Below are 22,622 nucleotides of genomic sequence, written 5' to 3'. Positions count from 1 at the left end.
AAAGGCCGCAGAGTTTCACCCCTGCGGCCTGATCCGGGCGCAAATTGCCATTACGGCAGCCTGACGCCCGCATGACACGTTACTTCCACTTATTCAGCGAGTTCACGATCAGACTGGCAAGAATGCCAGCAATGACCGGAGCCGCTAAATCATGCCAGAAGGCCATGCCCAGTTCTGCGAGCGTCATATAGCCGCCTCTGTTGTAATGACAACGTTTCGCGGCTATTCTTGAGTTGTTTGGGTTCAAGATTAGCCCCCGTGATGTTGTCAGGTGCATACCTGCAACGTGCGGGGGTTTTCTCTCTCCAGCAACCAATGCCACCAGGGATAAAGCCCCCGCAACATTGCGCCTCACCGGAACCCTTCCGGCTTGCCGCTAATTCTACGACTGTTTTTCTGTTCCGGAATCCGTCACTTCTTCACTCTGTGCTGCGCATTCCGCAGAATATTATCCGCTTGCAACCGTTGCATTTTTCTTACGAAAAAGGCCGCAGAGTTTTATCCCTGCGGCCTGATCCGGGCGCAAATTGCCATTACGGCAGCCTGACGCCCGTCTGACACGTTACTTCCGCTTGTTCAGCCAGTTCACGATCATGCTGGCAAGAATGCCAGCAATGACCGGAGCCGCTAAATCATGCCAGAAGGCCATGCCCAGCTCTGCGAGCGTCATATAGCCGCCTCTGTTGTAATGACAACGTTTCGCGGCTATTCTTGAATGGTCTAGATGCAAGAATGGCCCCCGTGGTGTTGTCAGGTGCATACCTGCAACGTGCGGGGGTTTTCTCTCTCCAGCAACCAATGCCACCAGGGATAAAGCCCCCCGCAACATTGCGCCTCACCGGAACCCTTCCGGCTTGCCGCTGATTCTACGGCCATTTTTGTTCGTCGAAATCCATCACTTCTTCACTCTGTGCTGCGCATTCCGCAGAATATTATCCGCTTGCAACCGTTGCATTTTTCTTACGAAAAAGGCCGCAGAGTTTTATCCCTGCGGCCTGGTCCGGGCGCAAATTGCCATTACGGCAGCCTGACGCCCGTCTGACACGTTACTTCCGCTTGTTCAGCCAGTTCACGATCAGACTGGCAAGAATGCCAGCAATGACCGGAGCCGCTAAATCATGCCAGAAGGCCATGCCCAGTTCTGCGAGCGTCATATAGCCGCCTCTGTTGTAATGACAACGTTTCGCGGCTATTCTTGTATTGTTTGGATGCAAGAATGGCCCCCGTGATGTTGTCAGGTGCATACCTGCAACGTGCGGGGGTTTTCTCTCTCCAGCAACCAATGCCACCAGGGATAAAGCCCCCGCAACATTGCGCCTCACCGGAACCCTTCCGGCTTGCCGCTGATTCTACGACTGTTTTTCTGTTCCAGAATCCATCACTTCTTCACTCTGTGCTGCGCATTCCGCAGAATATTATCCGCTTGCAACCGTTGCATTTTTCTTACGAAAAAGGCCGCAGAGTTTTATCCCTGCGGCCTGGTCCGGGCGCAAATTGCCATTACGGCAGCCTGACGCCCGTCTGACACGTTACTTCCGCTTGTTCAGCCAGTTCACGATCAGACTGGCAAGAATGCCAGCAATGACCGAAGCCGCTAAATCATGCCAGAAGGCCATGCCCAGTTCTGCGAGCGTCATATAGCCGCCTGTGTTGTAATGACAACGTTTCGCGGCTATTCTTGAGTGGTCTAGGTTCAAGATTAGCCCCCGTGATGTTGTCAGGTGAATATCTGCAACGTGCGGGGGTTTTCTCTCTCCAGCAACCAATGCCACCAGGGATTAAGCCCCCGCAACATTGCGCCTCACCGGAACCTTTCCGGCTTGCCGCTGATTTTACGATTGCTTTTTACCGTCAGCACCCGGCAATCTTCCTCATTGCGTGATGCCTTCCAGCTTAATTTCTTTATTTGCAATAGTTGCAGTTCATATCCGGGCTGACTCCAGACTGGTAGTGAAATGCGCAATTTTGTAGAATTGCGCCTCCTCGCGACCTCCCCAGTGAATCTATTGCCTCATTTTTTACATACTGCGTATTCGACTTCTCCACCTGTTGCGCAAGAGAAACTGGGTTTATTCATTTTTGCGAGGCCGACTTCTTTCTGGACAGGACTTTATGCAGCACAACACACTACCGAAACACGATCAGAAAATGCCGTTTACACGCTACGACTTCGGCTGGGTTTTATTATGCATAGGCATGGCGATTGGTGCCGGAACCGTGCTGATGCCAGTACAAATTGGCTTGAAGGGAATTTGGGTATTTATTACCGCAGCGATCATTGCTTATCCTGCCACCTGGGTAGTGCAGGACATTTATTTAAAAACCCTTTCTGAAAGCGATTCCTGTAATGACTACACCGATATTATCAGTCATTACCTGGGGAAGAACTGGGGAATTTTCCTCGGGGTTATCTACTTTTTGATGATTATCCACGGGATTTTTATCTACTCTCTCTCCGTGGTTTTCGACAGCGCCTCGTACCTGAAAACCTTCGGTTTAACCGATGCCGATCTTTCACAATCTCTACTTTATAAAGTCGCCATTTTCGCCGTACTGGTGGCAATTGCGTCTGGTGGTGAACGATTACTGTTTAAGATTTCCGGGCCAATGGTGGTGGTCAAAGTAGGGATTATCGTCGTGTTCGGTTTTGCGATGATCCCGCACTGGAATTTCGCCAATATAACCGCCTTCCCGCAAGCCTCCGTCTTTTTCCGCGATGTCCTGCTTACCATTCCCTTTTGCTTCTTTTCTGCGGTATTTATTCAGGTGCTAAACCCGATGAATATTGCCTACCGCAAACGGGAAGCGGATAAAGTACTGGCAACCCGGCTCGCGCTGCGTACCCACCGAATTAGTTATGTCACGCTCATCGCGGTGATCCTGTTTTTTGCCTTTTCGTTTACCTTCTCAATTAGCCACGAAGAAGCCGTTTCTGCCTTTGAACAAAATATCTCGGCACTGGCACTGGCCGCGCAGGTGATCCCTGGGCATATCATTCATATCACCTCTACGGTGCTGAATATCTTTGCCGTACTGACCGCATTCTTTGGCATTTATCTCGGTTTCCACGAGGCCATTAAAGGCATTATTCTCAATCTGTTAAGCCGAATTATTGATACCAAGAAAATTAACTCACGCATGCTGACTCTGGCGATCTGCGCTTTTATCGTCATTACGTTGACGATTTGGGTTTCGTTTCGTGTATCGGTGCTGGTGTTCTTTCAGTTGGGAAGCCCGTTATATGGCATTGTGTCGTGCCTCATTCCATTTTTCCTGATCTATAAAGTCTCACAACTGGAAAAACTTCGCGGGTTTAAAGCCTGGATGATTCTGCTGTACGGCATTTTGTTATGCTTGTCGCCACTGTTGAAGCTGATTGAGTAAACCGGAGCGCATGGCCCCGGTTTTGTGAGTTAACGCTGTGGATTTTCATCCTGATCAACAGCAAAGCAGGCTACCAGTTGACCGCCGTAGTCTTTTAGCTGCGGCTGTAACTGAGTGCAGGGGCCGAAGCGCCGACGACAGCGGGCGTTGAAGGCGCAACCCGGCGGTGGATTCAGCGGGCTTGGCAGTTCACCGGTGAGCTTAATGCGCTCGCGACGATCGTCCGGGTTCAGGCGTGGCGTCGCGGAGAGCAGCGCCTGGGTGTACGGATGTCGCGGATTATTGAAGATTTGCTCCTTCGTCCCCTTCTCCACGCAGCGGCCCAGGTACATCACCATCACTTCATCAGCAATGTGCTCCACCACCGACAGGTCGTGCGAGATAAAGACATAAGACAGCCCCAGTTCCTGCTGCAAATCCATCATCAGGTTGAGCACCTGCGCACGTACCGAGACGTCCAGCGCGGATACCGGTTCATCGGCAATCACCACATCCGGGTCGAGCATCAGACCACGGGCGATGGCGATACGCTGACGCTGACCGCCGGAGAACATATGCGGATAGCGATCGTAATGCTCGGTTTTCAGGCCGACTTTTGCCATCATCGACAACGCTTTTTCCCGACGCTGTTCTTTGCTTAAACGGGTGTTGATCAGCAGCGGCTCTTCGAGAATTTGCCCGACTTTTTTACGCGGATTCAGCGAGCCATAGGGATTCTGGAAGACGATCTGGATTTTCTGCCGACGCAACTTCTGCGCCTGCGGATCGTGCTTGAGCAGATCCTGCCCCTGGTAATACAGCTCACCACCGGTGGGCGTTTCGATCATCGTCAGCAACCGACCGAGGGTCGACTTACCGCAGCCAGATTCACCCACTACTGCCAGCGTTTTGCCACGTTCAAGATTAAACGAAACGCCATCCAGCGCCTTTACAAGACGTTCCGGCGCGAACATGCCTTTCTTCACCGGATAATGTTTTTTCAGGTCGATAGCCTGCAACAGCGGTTGTTGCAGGGTGGCCTCTTGCGTACTCATAGTGTGGGCCTCCCGGCATCATCAAGTGGGTAATGGCATTTGGACTGACGCCCGTCAGCGAGCATATTCAGCGTCGGTTCTTCAGCACGGCATCTGTCAGTGGCATAGGGGCAACGCGGGTTAAGCAGGCAGCCATTCGGTCGGTCGTATTTGCCAGGAACGACGCCAGGCAATGACGCCAGACGTTCTTTGTCCTGGGCAAATTCCGGCAGCGCGCGCAGCAATGCCTGAGTATACGGATGACGCGGCGCATGGAAGATGGCGTGGGCATCGCCTGTTTCCACCACCTGGCCTGCATACATGACGATGATTTTATGCGCCGCTTCCGCCACCAGTGCCAGGTCATGGGTAATCAACACCAGCGCCATGTTCTCTTTCTGCTGCAACTCCAGCAGCAGTTCGATGATTTGCGCCTGAATGGTCACGTCCAGCGCGGTGGTCGGCTCATCAGCAATCAGCAGTTTTGGCCGACAGGCAATCGCCATGGCGATCATCACACGCTGGCTCATGCCGCCAGAAAGCTGATGCGGGTAAACATCCAGACGCGATGCCGGATCGGGAATACCGACCTGATTCAGCAGATCAATCGCCCGCTGACGGCGAGTGCTCTTATTACCGCCCTGATGCACTTTAATTGCTTCCATAATCTGGAAACCTACGGTGTAACACGGGTTGAGGCTGGTCATCGGGTCCTGGAAGATCATCGCCACTTCGGCACCCACCAGGTTGCGGCGCTCTTTTTCCGAGATACGCTGCAAATCCTGGCCGTTAAACTCCAGCTTTTCTGCCATCACGCGGCCCGGATAATCAATCAGCCCCATAATCGCCAGTGAACTGACCGACTTACCGGAGCCAGATTCACCCACAATTCCGACCACTTCGCCTTGTTTCACGCTGTAGCTGATGCGGTCTACGGCGCGGAACGGTGCGCTTTCGTCACCGAAATGCACCGATAATTTATCTACATTTAATAACGCCATCTCGAACCTCTTACTGCTTCAGTTTGGGATCGAGCGCGTCACGCAGACCGTCACCCATCAGGTTAAATGCCAGCACCGTCAGCAGGATCGCCAGACCGGGGAAGGTCACGACCCACCAGGCGCTTTGCGCGAACTGCAACACGTCAGAGAGCATGGTGCCCCACTCCGGCGTTGGCGGCTGCGCCCCCATGCCGAGGAAACCAAGAGCAGCCATATCGAGAATGGCGTTAGAGAAACCGAGCGACGCCTGAACAATCAGCGGCGCAAGGCAGTTCGGGAAGATGTTAATAAACATCTGACGCATCGCCCCAGCACCTGCCACGCGAGACGCGGTGACGTAATCGCGATTCACCTCCACCAGCACGGCGGCGCGGGTTAAGCGCACATAGTGCGGCAGCGCAACGAAGGTTAGCGCCAGCGCGGCGTTACCAATCGACGGGCCGAAAATCGCCACCAGCACCAGCGCCAGCAGTAGACTTGGCAGCGCCAGCATGATATCGACCACGCGCATGATGATGTTATCGACCAGGCCGCCAAAGTAACCAGCGATCAGGCCGAGAATAACGCCCATAATCAGCGATAACACCACTACCAGACAGCCAACCAGCAGCGACAAGCGCGCGCCGTACATCAGCCGCGACAGCACATCACGACCTACGTCATCGGTGCCCAGCAAGTGCGCCATACTGCCGCCTTCTTGCCAGGCTGGCGGGGCGAGCAGTGCATCGCGGAACTGTTCCGCTGGGTTATAGGGCGCAATCCAGTTGGCAAAGATCGCGATAAACAGCACGATGACGACGTAAACCAGCCCGACGACCGCGCCTTTGTTGCGTTTAAAATAGTGCCAGAACTCCTGTAACGGGGTCATCGGCACCGGCGCGCTAATCACTTTATTTTCAGTAACCTGTGACATGATGCCCCCTTACTTCTTATGACGAATACGCGGGTTCACCACGCCGTACAGCAGATCGACCAGCAGGTTGACGAGGATAATCATCGTCGCCACCAGCAATACGCCGCCCTGCACTACCGGATAATCGCGGCGTTGCAGTGCGTCAATCAACCAGCGCCCCAGACCGGGCCACGAGAAGATGGTTTCGGTCAGAATCGCGCCTGCCAGCAATGTTCCCACCTGCAGGCCGATAACGGTCACCACCGGCAGCATGGCATTACGCAGCGCATGGACGATAATCACCCTAAGGCGGGTCAGCCCTTTGGCACGCGCGGTGCGGATGTAATCCTCGCCCAGCACTTCCAGCATCGAGGAGCGCGTCATACGTACAATGACCGCCAGCGGGATAGTACCCAGCACAATGGCGGGCAAAATCATATGGGCGACAGCATCAATAAAGTTGCCGTCTTCACCCCAGATGGCGGTGTCGATCAGCATAAAACCGGTTAACGGATTGGAGTCATCGAGGAACACCATGTCGCTCACGCGACCGGAGACAGGCGTCAGGTTCCAGTGCACCGAAACCAGCATGATCAGCATCATGCCCCACCAGAAGATCGGCATCGAGTAGCCGGTCAGCGCCAGGCCAACGGCTGTATGATCGAAAATAGAACCGCGTTTAACCGCAGCCAGCACACCAACCGGAATGCCGACCGCGGTCGCAAAAATCATCGCGCAGACGCCAAGTTCCAGCGTGGCCTGGAAGCGCGGCACGAACTCTTCCCATACCGGAATTCGGCTTTTCATCGAAATGCCTAAATCACCGTGCATTACACCCCAAATGTAATGGAGATACTGCTGCCACATCGGTTTATCCAAGCCGAGTTCTGCCAGCAATTGTGCGTGACGCTCTGGGGAGATCCCACGTTCACCCGCCATGATCATCACCGGATCGCCCGGGATCATGTGGACAAAGGCAAATGTGAGAAGGGTAATACCGATAAACGTGGGGATGACGAGTCCCAAACGTCGGAGAATAAACTGCAACATAACCCGGATTCTCTGTAGTGACCCGCAGCCTGGAACTGCGAGTCTGTATTGCTCACAAATCAATTCCCGCCCTTATAGGACAAGGAATTAAGTATTGCTGCCGGATGGCGCTGCACTTAAAGGCACAGCACCACCGGGTATGCAGATTGTTGACAAAGTACGCTTTGGTCATGCCGGATGCGGCGTGAACGCCTTATCCGACCTACAAAATCGTGCAAACTCAATACATTGCAGAACTCTCGTAGGCCTGATAAGCGGAGCGCATCCGGCAGTTTTGCGTTTGCCATCAACCTTGTATGGCTTTTAATTATTCGATAGAGACGTTTTCGAAGTGATGTTTGCCTAATGGATCAACCACATAGCCTTTAACTTCTTTGCGTACCGGTTCAAACACGGTGGAGTGAGCGATGATCAGTGCCGGAGCCTGATCGTGCATCACGACCTGTGCTTGTTTGTACAATTCAACACGCTTGTTGTGGTCGTCGGTAGCACGCGCCGGTTGAATCAGATCTTCAAACGGTTTGTAGCACCATTTTGAGTAGTTGGAGCCTTGTTCAGAGGCAGCGCAGCTAAACAGGGTAGCGAAGAAGTTATCCGGATCCCCGTTATCGCCAGTCCAGCCCATCATTACCGTCTGGTGCTCGCCATCTTTTGCACGCTTGAGGTACTCACCCCATTCGTAGGTAACGATTTTCGCTTGTACGCCGACTTTCGCCCAGTCTGCCTGAATCATCTCTGCCATGCGACGAGCGTTCGGGTTATACGGACGTTGTACCGGCATTGCCCACAGGTCGATGGAGAAGCCTTTTTCCAGACCCGCTTCTTTCAGCAAGGCTTTCGCTTTTTCAGGATCGTAGGTGTAGTCCTGAACATCATCGTTATAGCCCCACATGGTTGGCGGGATCAGGTTTTTCGCTGATACGCCCGCGCCCTGATACACTGCTTTGATAATCGCGTCTTTGTTCACCGCATAGGTCAGTGCCTGGCGAACTTTCACGTCATCCAGTGGTTTTTTCTGCACGTTATACGAGAGATAGCCGACGTTCAGCCCCGGCATTTCCATCAGGTTGATGGATTTATCCTGCTTCATGCGGGCGATGTCTGCCGGGTTCGGGTACGGCATCACCTGGCATTCATTTTTCTGCAATTTAGCGTAACGCACGGAAGCGTCAGGGGTAATAGAGAAGACCAGCGTATCGATCTGTGGTTTGGTGCCCCAGTAGCCATCAAACGCTTTGTAGCGGATACGGGAATCTTTTTGATACTGCTGTAACTGGAACGGGCCGGTGCCGATTGGGTTAAGGTCCAGTTTTTCCGGCGTACCGGCTTTCATCATCGCGTCAGCATATTCTTTTGACAGAATAGAGGCGAAGTCCATTGCCAGGTCAGCAAGGAACGGCGCTTCCGGGCGAGTCAGCACGAACTGAACGGTGTTGTCGTCCACCTTTTTCACTTCGCTGATCAGCTCCGGCAAGCCCATACCTTCGAAGTATTCGTAGCTACCGCCAGAAACTTTATGGTACGGGTTTTGTGCGTTTTTCTGACGATCGAACGAGAACACCACGTCATCGGCATTCAGTTCGCGCGTCGGTTTGAATTCTTTGTTGTTATGCCACTTCACACCTTTACGCAGATGGAAGGTATAGGTTTTACCGTCTTCGCTGACTTCCCACTTTTCAGCGAGGCCCGGAATCACTTCAGTGGTGCCGATTTTAAATTCAACCAGGCGGTTATAAAGCGGTACGGAAGAGGCGTCATAGGTGGTGCCGGAGGTAAACAGCTGCGGGTTAAACCCTTCAGGAGATCCTTCTGAGCAATAAACCAGAGTTTTAGCCTGAACACTTGCTGCGACGGTCATAGCCACCAGGCTGAGACCAAGCTTCAGCATCCCTGACTTTTTCAAGGAAATACGCATTATTCTGCTCCAATTGTGATGTTTGTTGTTTTAACCCTTTGCAGTGGGTTGTCGCTGCCTGACCTTTTTTGTTTTTTACCCGGTCGGGTCAACGTTATGAGGTGGGGATGCCGTACTAATTAACATCAGTGTAACAGTGCGGATCCTCCATAAAATGCCCCTCGTGACCTACAATCTGTCAACAGAATGTGAAAACGTCAATACAGCCAACCGGGATTTACACCAACGGTGAGAATCCACAAACAAAGATTAAAAAAACTTCAAACAGCTATTTGCAGCAGAGAAATTTGTGCTACGCCAACATAACCAGAACAATCAGCTTAATATTTAGCAACATTTGGTGATTAAGTTTTATGCATTTAATGAAAAAAATCTGAGGAAAAGATGGATATCTGAGCGATTAATACCATGAACGCTAAAACGCACAGCGGAAAATGCCAGCGCCAGCCATAAGTAACGCAAAAAAAGATTTAAGCAAATATAAAAAAAGACAATGGATTCTGTCACAAATCCGTTAATGGATAGTGAGATGTGGGGCGCAAATTTGGCAGGGAAATATGTGGTGTGTTGCCGTTTAGATCGGATAAGACAGGTACGCTGTATCCGACAATGAATGCGGGGCCGTTTTGGTCGGTGCTAGAGGATTACTCGCCACTGCGGGCCGTTGCTGCCACAACGTTCTCTCGCTTTGCTGGAGTCGAACCTCCCTGCCCCCGGAAGTTCTCATCCTCTTCAGGCCGCAGAAAGCAAAAAACCAGCCCGTAGGCTGGTTTTTCTAAATTGGTCGGTGATAGAGGATTACTCGCCACTTCGTGGCTCGCCCTGCGGGCCGTTGCTGGCGCAACGTTCTCTCGCTTCGCTCGAGTCGAACCTCCCCGCCCCCGGAGGTTCTCATCCTCATGGGCTTCAAATGCAAAAAAGCCTGCTCGCTGAGCAGGCTTTTCGAATTTGGTCGGTGATAGAGGATTCGAACCTCCGACCCCTTCGTCCCGAACGAAGTGCGCTACCAGGCTGCGCCAATCACCGAATGCGGGGCGCATCTTACTGCGCAGATACGCCCTCGTCAATCCCTTAATAGCAAAATGCCTTTTGATCGGCGAGAAAGTCAGCAGGCTTCTTAGTTAGCCGCTGCCTCTTTTGCCTGCGGGATGTGGCACCAGTTGTTGTTTTCGTTAATTCCACCATCCGGTGAAGTATAGCCAAGACAACCCATGATGGTGTCGTACAGCTCTACGTGACGGCGTGGCACTTTCATGTCGGCTTCTTTTTTCAGCTGCGCAAATGCCTGCGCATTGACCGGATTTTCCAGATATTTATCTGACATCCAGACCATCATCGGCACACGGAACTGCTCCGGCGGTGCCAGTTCACGCGGTGTGCCGTGCAGGTGCTCGCGTTCATTAATTGACTCACCGTGGTCAGCTGCGTAGAACACAATCGCTTTCTTATCGCGAACCTGATCAATCACGCTGGAGATAAAGTGATCCACATAGGTCACCGAGTTGTCATAGGAGTTGATCATCTGCGCTTTGGTACAGCCGCTATCAACACCAATACATTCCGGCTTCCACTGCGCAAAGCTGCGCGGGTAACGCTGGGTGTAGTTAAAGTGCGAACCTTTGGTATGCAAAATGATCAGATGCTTGCCATCCGGGTTGCGCCCCAGCGATTGCTGCATTTCGTCTACCAGCAACATATCATCTACCGGCTTGCCACGGTTACGTGGCTCCGCACCAATCTGCTCACGATAAGCAATGTTGTCTGCCATCGTGTTGCTGTAGAACCACATTTCGCTTTGCATAGCGTAGAGATCAGAACTGAATCCTAACTGCTTCAATACCGCGAAAATGTTCTGTTCTTTTAATGTGCGCTGCGGATTATCTTCTGCTCCACCCTGACGCACAAACATGCAACGCAGAGAAAGTTTGGTCGCCGTGTCACAAGAATAGCCACGAAACGCCGCCAGATTTTTCTCCTGAGCCAGTTTCGGTGTGGTATTGCGTTCATAGCCGAAAATGCCCATATGATCCCAGCGCGTGGTTTCACCAATAATGAAAACGACATATGTATCATCAACGTTTTGTGGAGCCTGGTACGTAAACTTCTTCGCAGGGTTAAGGAGAGAATTGTTATCGGAAGATTCATCGACCCGCGCCCAGGCATAAAGACCTAACGCCGAAAGCCAGTTTGATGGCAGATAAGAGTTCGCGACAACGCCACCATAACTCGGCAAATCAACACCTGTCGCCCTCTCCACTTTCTTCTGCTGGATATCCAGCAAACGAATCGGTGCCCAAACCATAATACCTGCCAGTACGACGACCGCCAGACTCCGAATACGTTGCCCTGGGGTTCGCAGTTGTCGGAGCAAGGTGTAGCGACAGCGGTTATTCCAGATAAGGATAAGAGGTAATGCGCTTACGGCGATTAACCAGAGAATAAAGTTCAGACCAACAACTTCTTTTGACAGATCGATATCGGTGGTCATGACGGATGCGATGATGCCATAACCAATGACCACATTAAGGAAAGTCATGTAATAGCTGGCACCTGCAGAAAAGAGCACCACCAGCGATGCCAGAATTCGCCAGCTGCGGCGGCCAAACAGCGAAAGCAGACGCAGTAAAAAGAAGGTCACCAGTACGGTAGCGACCAGTTCAACAACAGCAGAAACGCCTTTCCAGACGGTAAAATCGTGCGCATAGCTGCCGAAGCGGCGGTAAAAAACCGCGCCATTCATAAAAAGGCCAATATAGATTGCAAGCAAAAAGCTCAGCTTCTGCTGTGTAATCGATTTGATGTATCTCATGCAAACAAACCCTGGACAAACAGGTGATAACACCCTGCTTAGTGGCTTTTCAGGCCCGGCAGGGGAAAAGTGCGGAGGTAGTCAGATAAGTAAAATCTACACGCGCGAATAAGTAGACCACAGCAAAGGGAAAAAGTGTGGGGAAAGAGTGTGCATGAAGCACAAATTTACAAAAATGCAAGTTTGAAAAGAGACTTTAGCGTTACAAAAAGCAGTAAAAAGGGCCAGTTCACTGGCCCAAATTTTACGCGTCATTGTTTATACATTGCGTTGAAGCGTTTGATTCACACTAAGGCTAAAGCCCAGTAGCTCGCGGCAGGTCATTAAAGGGAGCCATGCGCCTCACGCAACATTTTCTGCTCTGGCTGGCGAATCGTCGTAGAAAGCGCCAGTGACAGAATCAGCAGGGCGAAAATCACGTAGAAAGTCACATAGAATCCGCCAAACAGTGAAGCGATAATCGAACCACAAATGCTGCCGATACCGAAACCGAGGTAAATCACACCGTAGTTTTTTGCCAGATTATTTAGGCCGAAGAACTCACTGACCAGTGACGGGAACACCGTGATAGTGCCGCCGAAGTTAAATGCCACGCAGGCAATCGCTGCAAAGAACGTCACTGCATTCAATGGTGCAAACAGCAGGGCCGCCATGCCCACCAGCGAAATGACCTGACCAATGGTGATAACACGGATACGGGCGATTTTGTCAGACAGAATGCCCAGCACCAGACGACCAGAAAGGTTGGCGATGGAAATAACCGTCACAGCATTGGCTGCGGAAATTGCATCAAGATGCGCCAGACTTTGAGCGATATCTTTCGCCACGCCAATCACATACAGGCCACTCATGCAGGCGGTCAGGAACATAACTGCTAACATCCAGTACTGCGGTTTACGCATCGACTCTGCCAGCGTGTAATCCTTCTCCACCACACCATTGCTGGTTTTCACTTCCTGTTTCGGCGCATCTTTCATTAACGTTGCGCCAAAGACAATCATCACCAGTACAATCGCGCCCCAAATAACAAAGGTTTTTTCCAGACCGACCGTTTCCAACAGTTGCGTATCGATAAATTTGAAACCCAGACTACCAAGTCCATAAGAACCAATAGCGAAAGCAGAGATGAGTCCCTTACGCTCCGGGAACCACTTCACGCAGTTTGAGAGCGTCAGCAGGTAGCCCGCACCATCCGCCAGACCAACCAACACACCGGCGCTTAACCACAGCATCATCAGGTTGTTGGAATGTGCTGTCAGGAAGAAACCTAATCCCAGCAAAATGCCGGAAGCCATAGTGACGCGTTTAACACCAAAACGTTCTTGCAATTTGCCCGCAACAGAAGACGAAATTGCCAGCCCCAGACTTAACAAGCCGAAAGAGAAAGCAACCTGGCTTACCGGAGCCCCCAGCTTGGCAGAAAGCGCGCCGTTAAACAGACTCCAGGTATAAACCGACCCCAGGGCAAACTGGGTAATGATAGTACCGATGAGTGTCAGCCAGCGAGTACGCTGATAATTTGAAGGTGTCATGGCAGTATTCCTGCAGTAATAAAAAGGAAAAATCTCTGCCGACAACCATAACGAAGTGCACTTTATGCCTGGGGAAAAACGGCATGAAATGCCATCAGAACGGAATGAAATGCATTAGTTCAGGAATGAATGACTCGACAATTATTCACCAAATTTATTATTTAGTAAGTTAGTCCCCACTATCGCCACATTAGTTGTTATTTATGGGTTTCAATTGTATCTATAACGTTAAAATCTGGCACTAACCCCCATCGTATACAGATAGTCATTATTGTTCGTGGTATTTTCTGCCTGAGATAACGCAGCGTAGGCGGCAATATTTTGATTGAGCAACATATCAGCACCTACCGTGACATCCAGCCAGTTGCCGTTCTGGTTTGTCGCCGTCATCCGGCTTAAGCCTGATTGCGCCTTCCAGATATTCTCGCCAAATTGCTGGTTATAGCTGATTTGCGCCCAGGGTCGGAGATCGCCAAGCCGGGAGTCAACACGCCAGCCTAAGGTACTCACGCTGGCATGCCATAACGGATCAGTCAGTGTAGTAGTACTGTCGCCAAACTCGTTATACATCGAGGTGGTTGTACCATCGTAATGTAATGCCGCGACCGGGCCGGTTGTAACCTGTTCATATAAAGGAAAACTCCAGCCCATACTCATACTGCTGGTCACATCCACAGGGGTTTCTTCCGCCAGATTAACTTCCAGTCCCAGCGCCCTTTGGCTACTTTGAATACGTTGCGACAGAATATCGTTGTAATCAGGTTGATGATCGCTATCCCAGGTGTAGCGCTCTGTGGAATGTCCGGGTTGCGTATCAACGATATATTCTTGTTGCCAGGCGTAAGCTGTGTTGAGAAAAAAGGCACTGATTACCACGCTCGCCAGCAGGCTTAACTGCCAGCGACCACCGCTTTTTTTTATGATCATTAACACGACTCCAGGGAAGAGCCGAATTCGGCAATATTATTGTCATTGTATGAAGGATATCGGGCATAGTAGCCCTGTATTAAATATTGACTTTTTCACCGATGCGTCAAGAAAAGCGGCTGAAATTTTTACGATCGGGTACATAGCGAGGGAAAGTATGGAACGTTGCGGCTGGGTGAGTCAGGACCCGCTTTATATTGCCTACCATGATAATGAGTGGGGCGTGCCTGAAACTGACAGTAAAAAACTGTTCGAAATGATCTGCCTTGAAGGGCAACAAGCAGGGTTATCGTGGATCACCGTCCTCAAAAAACGCGAAAACTATCGCGCCTGCTTTCATCAGTTCGATCCGATGAAAGTCGCAGCAATGCAGGAAGAGGACGTCGAAAGACTGGTACAGGACGCCGGGATTATCCGCCATCGCGGGAAAATTCAGGCAATTATTGGTAATGCGCGGGCGTACCTGCAAATGGAACAGAACGGCGAACCGTTTGCCGACTTTGTTTGGTCGTTTGTCAATCATCAACCACAGGTGACACAAGCCACAACGTTGAGCGAAATCCCTACATCTACGCCCGCCTCCGACGCTCTATCTAAAGCCTTGAAAAAGCGTGGTTTTAAGTTTGTTGGTACCACAATCTGTTACTCCTTTATGCAGGCATGTGGGCTGGTGAATGATCATGTGGTTGGCTGCTGTTGCTATCCGGGAAATAAACCATGATTCGGGAAGCGCAACGTTCAGAACTCCCCGCGATCCTCGAATTGTGGCTGGAAAGTACAACCTGGGGGCATCCCTTTATAAAAGCGAATTACTGGCGTGATTGCATTCCGCTGGTGCGGGATGCCTATCTTGCCAACGCGCAAAACTGGGTCTGGGAAGAAGACGGTAAGCTTCTCGGTTTTGTCAGCATTATGGAAGGCCGATTTCTGGCTGCAATGTTTGTCGCACCGAAGGCCGTCAGACGCGGTATTGGTAAGGCGCTAATGCAGTATGTGCAGCAGCGCCATCCCCATCTGATGCTGGAGGTTTATCAAAAAAATCAACCGGCGATAGATTTTTACCATGCGCAGGGTTTTCACATTGTCGACTGCGCATGGCAGGATGAAACCCAACTACCCACCTGGATTATGAGCTGGCCGGTGGTTCAAACGCTGTAAGTGTCAGTTCCGGACCGTTGTATTTTTCCAGCCATGCCAGCGCCGTATTACCCGCACAGCCATTCCCCAGCCGCGAGCTGGGGAGATCTTTGGTCAGAACGTTCACCGCGCCGTTTTTACAAATACCGTCAGCGGTTAAATCCAGATCCGGGCATGCCCCTTCATGAATGCAAATCACGCCAGGTTTAATTCCCTCGCTAATGACCGCTCCGGCAAGAATTTGCCCGCGTGCGTTCCACAACCGAACAATATCGCCATCTTGTATGCCGCGCGCCTGGGCATCGTCAGGATGAATGGTGACAGGCTCACGATTTGCCACCGCGTACAATTCGCGCAGAGAACTGTAATTCAGCTGGCTGTGCAGACGATGTGCCGGATGAGCAGAAAGTACCTGCAACTGTTCCGGTTCGGCATTGCCCTGCCATTCGTCCGGCTCCAGCCACATTGGATGCCCAGGGCAATCCGGATAAGCGTAATCGGCAATACGCTGCGAGAAGATTTCAATCTTGCCGCTGGCGGTTTTTAATGGATGCGCCTGCGGATCGCGGCGAAAATCGGCGAAGCGAATAAACCGCTCGCTGTCCGGGTTTTCCGGCATCTCAATTAACTGGTTGGCTTCCCAGAACTCAGCAAATGGCGGCAATTCAACCTGCTGGCTTGCCCCGCGCTGCCGTGCAACGTTATAAAACGTTTCCAGCCATTGCAGCTCACTTTTTCCTTCCGTAAACCGCGCATAGCCGCCCTTCTCCCAACGTTCACTCAACTCGGCAAAGACATCAAAATCATTACGCGCTTCATAACGTGGAGGCACCACTTGCTTCATCGGCACCAGATGCTGATTACTGTAATCGCCGGTCATGGTGAGGTCATTACGCTCAAACGAGGTGGTTGCAGGGAGGACGATATCGGCGTGTTTCGCCGCTGCCGTCCAGAAGCATTCGGAGATCACCACCAGCTCCGGTTTTTGCCAGGCACGAATCAGACGATTGGTATCCTGATGATGAGTAAAGTTGGCGCCGCCCGCCCACCAGATAAAACGAATATCCGGGAAGTGATGGTTCATGCCATTGTGTTGGTATGCACCGCCAGGGTTTTCCAGAGCTTCAACAATACGGGCTACGGGGATTTTATCTACCGCATCGGTGCCACCTGGCAAGCTGCCCTGCATAGATGAAAGCACCGCAGCGCGGCGCGTAGGGTTACCACCATTGGCAAAATGGTAAGAAAGACCAAAGCCCCCGCCAGGCGTGCCGATTTGCCCTAACATTGCTGCCAGGGTGACGATCATCCAGTGTTTTTGCTCACCAAACTGCTGGCGCTGCATTCCCCAGCCAGCCATCAACATGGTGGTATTTTGATGAAAAATAGCCGCCAGTTCGCGGATTTTCTCTGCGTTAATCCCACAAATCTCTGCCGCCCATTCGGCATTTTTCGCTATTCCGTCACTCTCGCCCAGCAAATAAGAGGCGAAGACGTCATAACCTGTGGTGCAACGCGCCAGAAACGCTTCGTCGTGCCAGCCATTTTCCACCAGCGTATGGGCGATCCCCAGCATCAGCGCAACATCGGTGCCCATGTGCGGTGCCACCCACTCCATTTTATCGCCAAAGAAATCGACGGTTTCCGATCGCATTGGATCAATGCAGATCAGCTTTTTCCCGCTGTCACGCAGTGCGGAAAAGTAAGAAAGCCCCTGCTCATCGGATGCATTCCACGCAATTCTCAGCGTATTGAGTGGGTTAGCACTCCATAGCACCACGACATCGCTATGTTCCAATACCAACGGCCAACTGGTTTGCTGTTGATAAACTTCGCTGCCCCCCACGACATACGGCATGATCGCCTGTGCTGCACCGGTCGAATAATCCCCCAGATGCCCGGTATAACCGCCTGCCAGTGCCATATAGCGTTGCAATAATGTCGAGGCCTTATGCAGTACGCCGTTTGAACGCCAGCCGTAGGAACCCGCAAAAATCGACGCTGGACCATAAGCCTCACGAATACGTTTATGTTGATGATGGATGAGATCCAGCGCCTCATCCCAACTCACACGAACAAATTCATCCTGCCCACGAATGCCTTGCGGGTTTTCCGGTGATGCGAGAAAGCCCTTGCGCACCATTGGAAATCGTACCCGTGTTTTGCTGTGAACCTGGTCGCGAACCGCACTCTGCAAGGAGTTTTTCATTTCTGTGACTAACGCGCCACGCGAGCTAAACACGGTTTCGCCGTCGGTTTCAACCAGCATGGGCCCCCAGTGAGCGGCAGTAAGAACAGAATAACGTGAGGATGAGTTGGCCAAACCGAAGGCTCCTGAAAGATTAGATGTATTGAGCAGTTAAATATTACTTACAAATTTCCGAGTATTCCCAGGAATAATCTTCATGTTCACGCGGCATAATCTCCCGCCACGGAACCCGTGGCAAAGAATAAAAAGGTTATTAAGGATTAACAATGAAGAAACGTGTTTATCTTATTGCCGCCGTAGTGAGTGGCGCTCTGGCGGTATCTGGCTGCACCACTAACCCTTACACAGGTGAACGCGAAGCAGGTAAATCTGCTATCGGTGCAGGTCTGGGCTCTCTCGTTGGCGCGGGTATTGGTGCGCTCTCTTCTTCGAAGAAAGATCGCGGTAAAGGCGCGCTGATTGGCGCAGCAGCGGGTGCAGCTCTGGGCGGCGGCGTTGGTTATTACATGGATGTGCAGGAAGCGAAGCTACGTGACAAAATGCGCGGCACTGGTGTTAGCGTAACCCGCAGCGGGGATAACATTATCCTCAATATGCCGAACAATGTAACCTTCGACAGCAGCAGCGCGACCCTGAAACCGGCAGGCGCTAACACCCTAACCGGCGTGGCAATGGTGCTGAAAGAGTATCCGAAAACGGCGGTTAACGTGATTGGTTATACCGACAGCACGGGTGGTCACGACCTGAACATGCGTCTCTCCCAGCAGCGTGCGGATTCCGTTGCCAGCGCGTTGATCACCCAGGGCGTGGACGCCAGCCGCATCCGTACTCAGGGCCTTGGCCCGGCTAACCCAATCGCCAGCAACAGCACCGCAGAAGGTAAGACGCAAAACCGCCGTGTAGAAATTACCTTAAGCCCGCTGTAATCCCTTTCATGCCAGGTGATGCAAAAATCACCTGGCATTCTTCAGTTTTCCTTCATCATATTTCAGGCTAAGGTGATCGCCTTATCAGTGAATGGAGAGAAGAATGAAGCCGTCCGTTATCCTCTACAAAGCCTTACCTGATGATTTACTGCAACGCCTGCAAGAGCATTTCACCGTTCACCAGGTGGCAAACCTCAGCCCACAAACCATCGAACAAAATGCAGCAATTTTTGCCGACGCCGAAGGCTTGCTGGGTTCAAATGAAAACGTTGACGCCGCATTACTGGAAAAAATGCCAAAACTGCGGGCCACTTCAACGATCTCCGTCGGCTATGACAATTTTGATGTCGATGCGCTTACCGCCCGAAAAATTCTGCTGATGCACACGCCAACCGTATTAACAGAAACCGTCGCCGATACGCTGATGGCGCTGGTGTTGTCTACCGCTCGTCGGGTTGTGGAGGTAGCAGAACGGGTAAAAGCAGGCGAATGGACCGCGAGCATAGGCCCGGACTGGTACGGCACTGACGTTCACCATAAAACACTGGGCATTGTCGGGATGGGACGGATCGGCATGGCGCTGGCACAACGTGCGCACTTTGGCTTCAATATGCCCATCCTCTATAACGCGCGCCGCCACCATAAAGAAGCAGAAGAACGCTTCAACGCCCGCTACTGCGATTTGGATACACTGTTACAAGAGTCAGATTTCGTTTGCCTGATCCTGCCGTTAACTGATGAAACGCATCATCTGTTTGGCGCAGAACAATTCGCCAAAATGAAATCCTCCGCCATTTTCATTAATGCCGGACGTGGCCCGGTGGTTGACGAAAATGCACTGATTGCAGCATTGCAGAAAGGGGAAATTCACGCTGCCGGGCTTGATGTGTTCGAACAAGAGCCACTGCCCGTAGATTCTCCGTTGCTCTCAATGGCCAACGTCGTCGCCGTACCGCATATTGGTTCTGCCACCCATGAGACGCGTTATGGCATGGCCGCCTGCGCCGTGGATAATTTGATTAATGCGTTACAGGGAAAAGTTGAGAAGAACTGTGTGAATCCGCACGTCGCGGACTAACCGCGACTGCGGGAAGTAAAGCCCGATAATCGCTCGGGCTTTTACTCTTTATTGGGTTGCAGTGACTGCTGTAGTCCAGGCCTGATTAAACGCCTGATGCTGTGCCGGTAATGGCGCAATCAGTTTGTTATATTCACTTGCCTGCTGCGAAGTCGGGAACTGGATGCCATTTGCGACAAAACTCACCTGAGTACCTTGCTGAGCAATGTAGTCTCCAACCATCACCAGTTGTTGCGTGAAAGTTTGTGCCGCCGGAATCAACGGTTGCAAAGCATCAGCTGGCGTCGTTACCACTTTGGTGAATGCCTGATCAAAGACCGGTTTCAGGTCATCGCTCTGTTTTAGCGCAGAGTGCGCAGCATCGGCCTGCAACTTCGCATTTTGCAGCTGTTGCGCCAGCACACCCAGAGAACCGTTCATTTCACGCAGTGGGCCGCTTTGCGTAACGTAATCCTGCGGTACGCGAATTGCGTTAACGCTGTCTACAACCGGACGCAGACCGGAATCCATCGCCTGATTCACCTGCTGTGAATAACCATACAGAATCGCGTAATCAGAGACAAAAGGACCAAACTGTTTTTTCTGATCGGCAGTCAGGGTTGGTAGACGTTCACCGCTACGCATCACTGTATTCTGCAGGAAGTCGATAAACGCTTTACGCTGATCGCCTTCTTTATCAAAACACCCACTCAGGCTAACTACCATTAATAACGCCGCAAGAGGCGCAAACCAGCGAGAGCAGGACTTTCCTGTCGCCATTTTCTTACTCCTTTCACCCAAAAAAAGCGCACAACGACACACGCGTGTCTGACGTGACAAGGATAGTCCAGGACAGGCTTGCAGGATACCCTTTCTACGTAATCTTCCTGGTAAAATAATGGAGAAAACGAAACAAGGTTAAAGAACTGTTTGGGTATATAGCAAATGGCTTAGGTGATGACATATCAAGTATTGCCAGGACAATGCTCGGTGAAGTTGTGGAAAAAATAGATGACTGGCAAATAGAACGTTTCCAACAATCTTTTCAAGATGACAAGATTTCATTTTCCATACAGACGTATCAATCAGAAAAATATAGTATGCTATCGGGCATGCGTGTTCATATCCTACGCAGGAATAATAGTTATCAGTTTATTGTGACAATTAATGGAAAAAATTACGGTTGCCCTCTTGATAACATAGAAATAAATTGGCGCAGCATTGTTTGTTTTCTTAATGCCATGACAGAAGATGGTAATATGAATGATATTGTAGATACTGAGTCGTACAAACCCCTCTGGGACTGGAAAACTTCGCAATACAATATATTTGATATTAAATTCGAAACAGTAATAAAGGCCCATTTTGCTAATAGAGTCTATTTCTCAAATTGTTCACCCGTTGATCCTACAAGTACCAGACCGACCTATTTCGGTGATACCGATGGCTCAGTCGGTGCCGTTTTGTATGCGCTTACTGCAACAGGTCATTTGGGTATTATGGCTGAAGGAGAAAATTTCCTTAGTCAGTTGCTTAATATAGAAGATGAAGTTCTCAACGTATTGCTAAGGGAGAACTTTAATGAGCAACTTGACACTAATGTTAATACAATAATCAGTATTCTGAACAGAAGAGATATAGTTTTAGAAAGTCTTCAGCCTTATTTGGTTATTAATAAAGGCGCAGTGACGCCATGTACGTTTCTGGGTGACCAAACCGGCGATCGGTTTAGTAATATCTGTGGCGATCAATTTATCATCGATTTGTTAAAACGCATAATGAGTATCAATGAAAATGTTCATGTATTAGCTGGAAATCATGAAACAAATTGCAATGGTAACTATATGCAGAACTTCACGCGCATGAAACCACTTAATGAAGATACCTACGCAGGGATAAAAGATTACCCTGTATGTTTCTATGACCCCAAATATAAAATAATGGCAAATCATCATGGGATAACTTTCGACATACAACGCGAACGTTACATTTTAGGTCCGATAACAGTCTCTAAAGATGAAATGACCAATGTTCTCGATCCGGTCGAATTAGCGGCAATCATTAATAAAAAGCATCATACCATAATTAATGGTAAAAAATTTAAAATTAGCCGGGCCATCTCTTGTCAATCTTTTAATCGTTATTTTTCCATCTCGACAGATTACAGGCCCAAACTTGAAGCACTATTAGCATGCTCACAAATGTTAGGTATAAATCAAGTTGTTGCACATAACGGTAATGGTGGAAGAGAACTCATAGGTGAAATGGGGGCTGTTTTAGGTCTGAACGCCCGTGACAGTAAACATGCCGGAAGAATGTACAGTATGCATAATTGCCAAATTAATCCTGGTGCAGGGCCTGAGGTAACCGCTCCCTGGACGTCTTACCAGCATGAAAAAAACAGAAATGAACTTATGCCTTTGAGTAGAAGGCGCACGCTGTTACAGCTTTGAACCATAGACAACATGAATATTAATGTTACTATCTGGTTGAGACTGTTGATAAAACGTAAAAAGGAATGCTCTGTTCCTGCAACTGAACAGGCGTGAAACGCTATCCAACAGGATGGATACCGTTTTATCAGCCAGTTTTATAGATCACACTTATGAGTATGCGTGTTTCATTTACGGCCAGGAATGCTGATGATGACAACATTACTACCCGTTTTCACTAAGCCTTCCCCATTGGCGCTCAATGCTCTGTGCGCTGGTCGTATTTGCCGTTTCCTTCTTATCCCGGATGGATGAATCCGCTGAACGTCGTTCGGCGG

At 50.6% G+C, this 22,622-nt stretch carries 22 protein-coding genes, 1 tRNA gene and 2 other RNA genes; 8 read left to right on the top strand and 17 right to left on the bottom strand.

Annotated elements, in window-relative coordinates; genetic code table 11:
* Nucleotides 1-79: 79 nt before the first annotated feature.
* The 4 genes from QUF14_RS21500 to QUF14_RS21485 all read right to left on the bottom strand — a co-directional run bounded on the left by QUF14_RS21500 (nt 80) and on the right by QUF14_RS21485 (nt 1,637).
* Nucleotides 80-187: a type I toxin-antitoxin system toxin Ldr family protein gene (locus QUF14_RS21500; protein ID WP_000170737.1), complete on the bottom strand. Its 108-nt coding sequence runs from the start codon at nt 185-187 to the stop codon at nt 80-82.
* A gap of 375 nt (nt 188-562) precedes the next feature.
* On the bottom strand, nt 563-670 hold the full coding sequence (locus QUF14_RS21495) for a type I toxin-antitoxin system toxin Ldr family protein (protein ID WP_001295224.1): 108 nt from the start codon (nt 668-670) through the stop codon (nt 563-565).
* 376 nt (nt 671-1,046) lie between these two features.
* The gene (locus tag QUF14_RS21490; RefSeq protein ID WP_000170738.1) at nt 1,047-1,154 is read right to left on the bottom strand and encodes a type I toxin-antitoxin system toxin Ldr family protein; all 108 of its coding nucleotides are present in this window, start codon (nt 1,152-1,154) and stop codon (nt 1,047-1,049) included.
* A 375-nt stretch (nt 1,155-1,529) separates the two neighbouring features.
* A complete protein-coding gene (locus tag QUF14_RS21485; RefSeq protein ID WP_286333079.1) occupies nt 1,530-1,637 on the bottom strand; it encodes a type I toxin-antitoxin system toxin Ldr family protein in 108 nt (35 codons plus the stop codon).
* Nucleotides 1,638-1,708: 71 nt separating this feature from the next.
* On the opposite strand from QUF14_RS21485, the gene QUF14_RS21480 reads away from it, so the two are divergent.
* A complete protein-coding gene (locus tag QUF14_RS21480) occupies nt 1,709-1,882 on the top strand; it encodes a hypothetical protein (RefSeq protein ID WP_286333542.1) in 174 nt (57 codons plus the stop codon).
* A gap of 230 nt (nt 1,883-2,112) precedes the next feature.
* Nucleotides 2,113-3,384: an aromatic amino acid transport family protein gene (locus tag QUF14_RS21475; protein ID WP_001353583.1), complete on the top strand. Its 1,272-nt coding sequence runs from the start codon at nt 2,113-2,115 to the stop codon at nt 3,382-3,384.
* A 29-nt stretch (nt 3,385-3,413) separates the two neighbouring features.
* Here the strand turns inward: QUF14_RS21475 and dppF are convergent, their stop codons facing one another.
* From dppF to QUF14_RS21420, 11 genes are all read right to left on the bottom strand, one after another.
* The gene (gene dppF / locus QUF14_RS21470) at nt 3,414-4,418 is read right to left on the bottom strand and encodes a dipeptide ABC transporter ATP-binding subunit DppF (protein WP_000107015.1); all 1,005 of its coding nucleotides are present in this window, start codon (nt 4,416-4,418) and stop codon (nt 3,414-3,416) included.
* On the bottom strand, nt 4,415-5,398 hold the full coding sequence (gene dppD, locus QUF14_RS21465) for a dipeptide ABC transporter ATP-binding protein (RefSeq protein WP_001196489.1): 984 nt from the start codon (nt 5,396-5,398) through the stop codon (nt 4,415-4,417). Before dppD ends, dppF begins: the two co-directional genes overlap by 4 nt.
* Before the next feature lie 10 nt (nt 5,399-5,408).
* Nucleotides 5,409-6,311 carry a dipeptide ABC transporter permease DppC gene (gene dppC / locus QUF14_RS21460; RefSeq protein WP_000084677.1) on the bottom strand — a complete coding sequence of 301 codons (903 nt, stop codon included), beginning with the start codon at nt 6,309-6,311 and terminating at the stop codon, nt 5,409-5,411.
* A gap of 9 nt (nt 6,312-6,320) precedes the next feature.
* Nucleotides 6,321-7,340 (bottom strand): dipeptide ABC transporter permease DppB, encoded by a 1,020-nt coding sequence (dppB, locus tag QUF14_RS21455; RefSeq protein WP_000938853.1) that lies wholly within the window; start codon nt 7,338-7,340, stop codon nt 6,321-6,323.
* Between the two features lie 307 nt (nt 7,341-7,647).
* Complete coding sequence (gene dppA / locus QUF14_RS21450) at nt 7,648-9,255, bottom strand: dipeptide ABC transporter substrate-binding protein DppA (protein WP_001222892.1); 1,608 nt, start codon at nt 9,253-9,255, stop codon at nt 7,648-7,650.
* 627 nt (nt 9,256-9,882) lie between these two features.
* Nucleotides 9,883-10,003, bottom strand: a non-coding RNA gene (locus QUF14_RS21445) — RtT sRNA.
* A gap of 33 nt (nt 10,004-10,036) precedes the next feature.
* A non-coding RNA gene (locus QUF14_RS21440) (RtT sRNA) lies at nt 10,037-10,170 on the bottom strand.
* 34 nt (nt 10,171-10,204) lie between these two features.
* Nucleotides 10,205-10,281: transfer RNA gene (locus tag QUF14_RS21435), tRNA-Pro, on the bottom strand.
* A gap of 91 nt (nt 10,282-10,372) precedes the next feature.
* A complete protein-coding gene (gene eptB, locus QUF14_RS21430) occupies nt 10,373-12,064 on the bottom strand; it encodes a kdo(2)-lipid A phosphoethanolamine 7''-transferase (protein ID WP_001269243.1) in 1,692 nt (563 codons plus the stop codon).
* Between the two features lie 323 nt (nt 12,065-12,387).
* Entirely contained in the window at nt 12,388-13,596 is a 1,209-nt protein-coding gene (locus tag QUF14_RS21425) for an L-lactate MFS transporter (RefSeq protein WP_000189051.1), read from the bottom strand.
* Between the two features lie 228 nt (nt 13,597-13,824).
* Nucleotides 13,825-14,523, bottom strand: coding sequence for an autotransporter outer membrane beta-barrel domain-containing protein (locus QUF14_RS21420; protein WP_100734047.1), 699 nt, complete (start codon nt 14,521-14,523; stop codon nt 13,825-13,827).
* A 157-nt stretch (nt 14,524-14,680) separates the two neighbouring features.
* Between QUF14_RS21420 and tag the strand changes: the two genes are divergently transcribed.
* Together tag and QUF14_RS21410 are read left to right on the top strand one after the other, a co-directional pair.
* A complete protein-coding gene (gene tag, locus QUF14_RS21415; protein WP_000438936.1) occupies nt 14,681-15,244 on the top strand; it encodes a DNA-3-methyladenine glycosylase I in 564 nt (187 codons plus the stop codon).
* Nucleotides 15,241-15,681, top strand: a complete 441-nt coding sequence (locus QUF14_RS21410; protein ID WP_000617470.1) for an N-acetyltransferase — start codon at nt 15,241-15,243, stop codon at nt 15,679-15,681. The genes tag and QUF14_RS21410 overlap by 4 nt, the downstream gene beginning before the upstream one ends.
* Here QUF14_RS21410 and bisC read toward each other — a convergent pair.
* Nucleotides 15,650-17,983 carry a biotin sulfoxide reductase gene (gene bisC / locus QUF14_RS21405; protein ID WP_100734046.1) on the bottom strand — a complete coding sequence of 778 codons (2,334 nt, stop codon included), beginning with the start codon at nt 17,981-17,983 and terminating at the stop codon, nt 15,650-15,652. The genes QUF14_RS21410 and bisC overlap by 32 nt on opposite strands.
* 152 nt (nt 17,984-18,135) lie before the next feature.
* Here bisC and QUF14_RS21400 point away from each other — a divergent pair, with 152 nt between their 5' ends.
* Nucleotides 18,136-18,795, top strand: a complete 660-nt coding sequence (locus QUF14_RS21400) for an OmpA family lipoprotein (protein ID WP_072795910.1) — start codon at nt 18,136-18,138, stop codon at nt 18,793-18,795.
* Nucleotides 18,796-18,898: 103 nt separating this feature from the next.
* A complete protein-coding gene (gene ghrB, locus QUF14_RS21395; protein ID WP_000805004.1) occupies nt 18,899-19,873 on the top strand; it encodes a glyoxylate/hydroxypyruvate reductase GhrB in 975 nt (324 codons plus the stop codon).
* Between the two features lie 48 nt (nt 19,874-19,921).
* Here ghrB and QUF14_RS21390 read toward each other — a convergent pair whose 3' ends face one another.
* Nucleotides 19,922-20,632: a DUF3053 domain-containing protein gene (locus QUF14_RS21390; RefSeq protein WP_000190516.1), complete on the bottom strand. Its 711-nt coding sequence runs from the start codon at nt 20,630-20,632 to the stop codon at nt 19,922-19,924.
* Between the two features lie 146 nt (nt 20,633-20,778).
* Between QUF14_RS21390 and QUF14_RS21385 the strand changes: the two genes are divergently transcribed.
* Entirely contained in the window at nt 20,779-22,305 is a 1,527-nt protein-coding gene (locus QUF14_RS21385) for a DUF4049 domain-containing protein (RefSeq protein ID WP_286333541.1), read from the top strand.
* Nucleotides 22,306-22,494: 189 nt separating this feature from the next.
* The gene (gene yhiY, locus QUF14_RS21380; RefSeq protein ID WP_213054493.1) at nt 22,495-22,599 is read left to right on the top strand and encodes a hypothetical protein; all 105 of its coding nucleotides are present in this window, start codon (nt 22,495-22,497) and stop codon (nt 22,597-22,599) included.
* Nucleotides 22,600-22,622 lie beyond the last annotated feature (23 nt).

The organism is Escherichia sp. HH091_1A (assembly GCF_030295175.1).
Classification (GTDB): domain Bacteria; phylum Pseudomonadota; class Gammaproteobacteria; order Enterobacterales; family Enterobacteriaceae; genus Escherichia; species Escherichia coli_F.
Note: the sequence above shows the minus strand (reverse complement) of the source record. Positions and strands in the feature narration are given on the sequence as shown.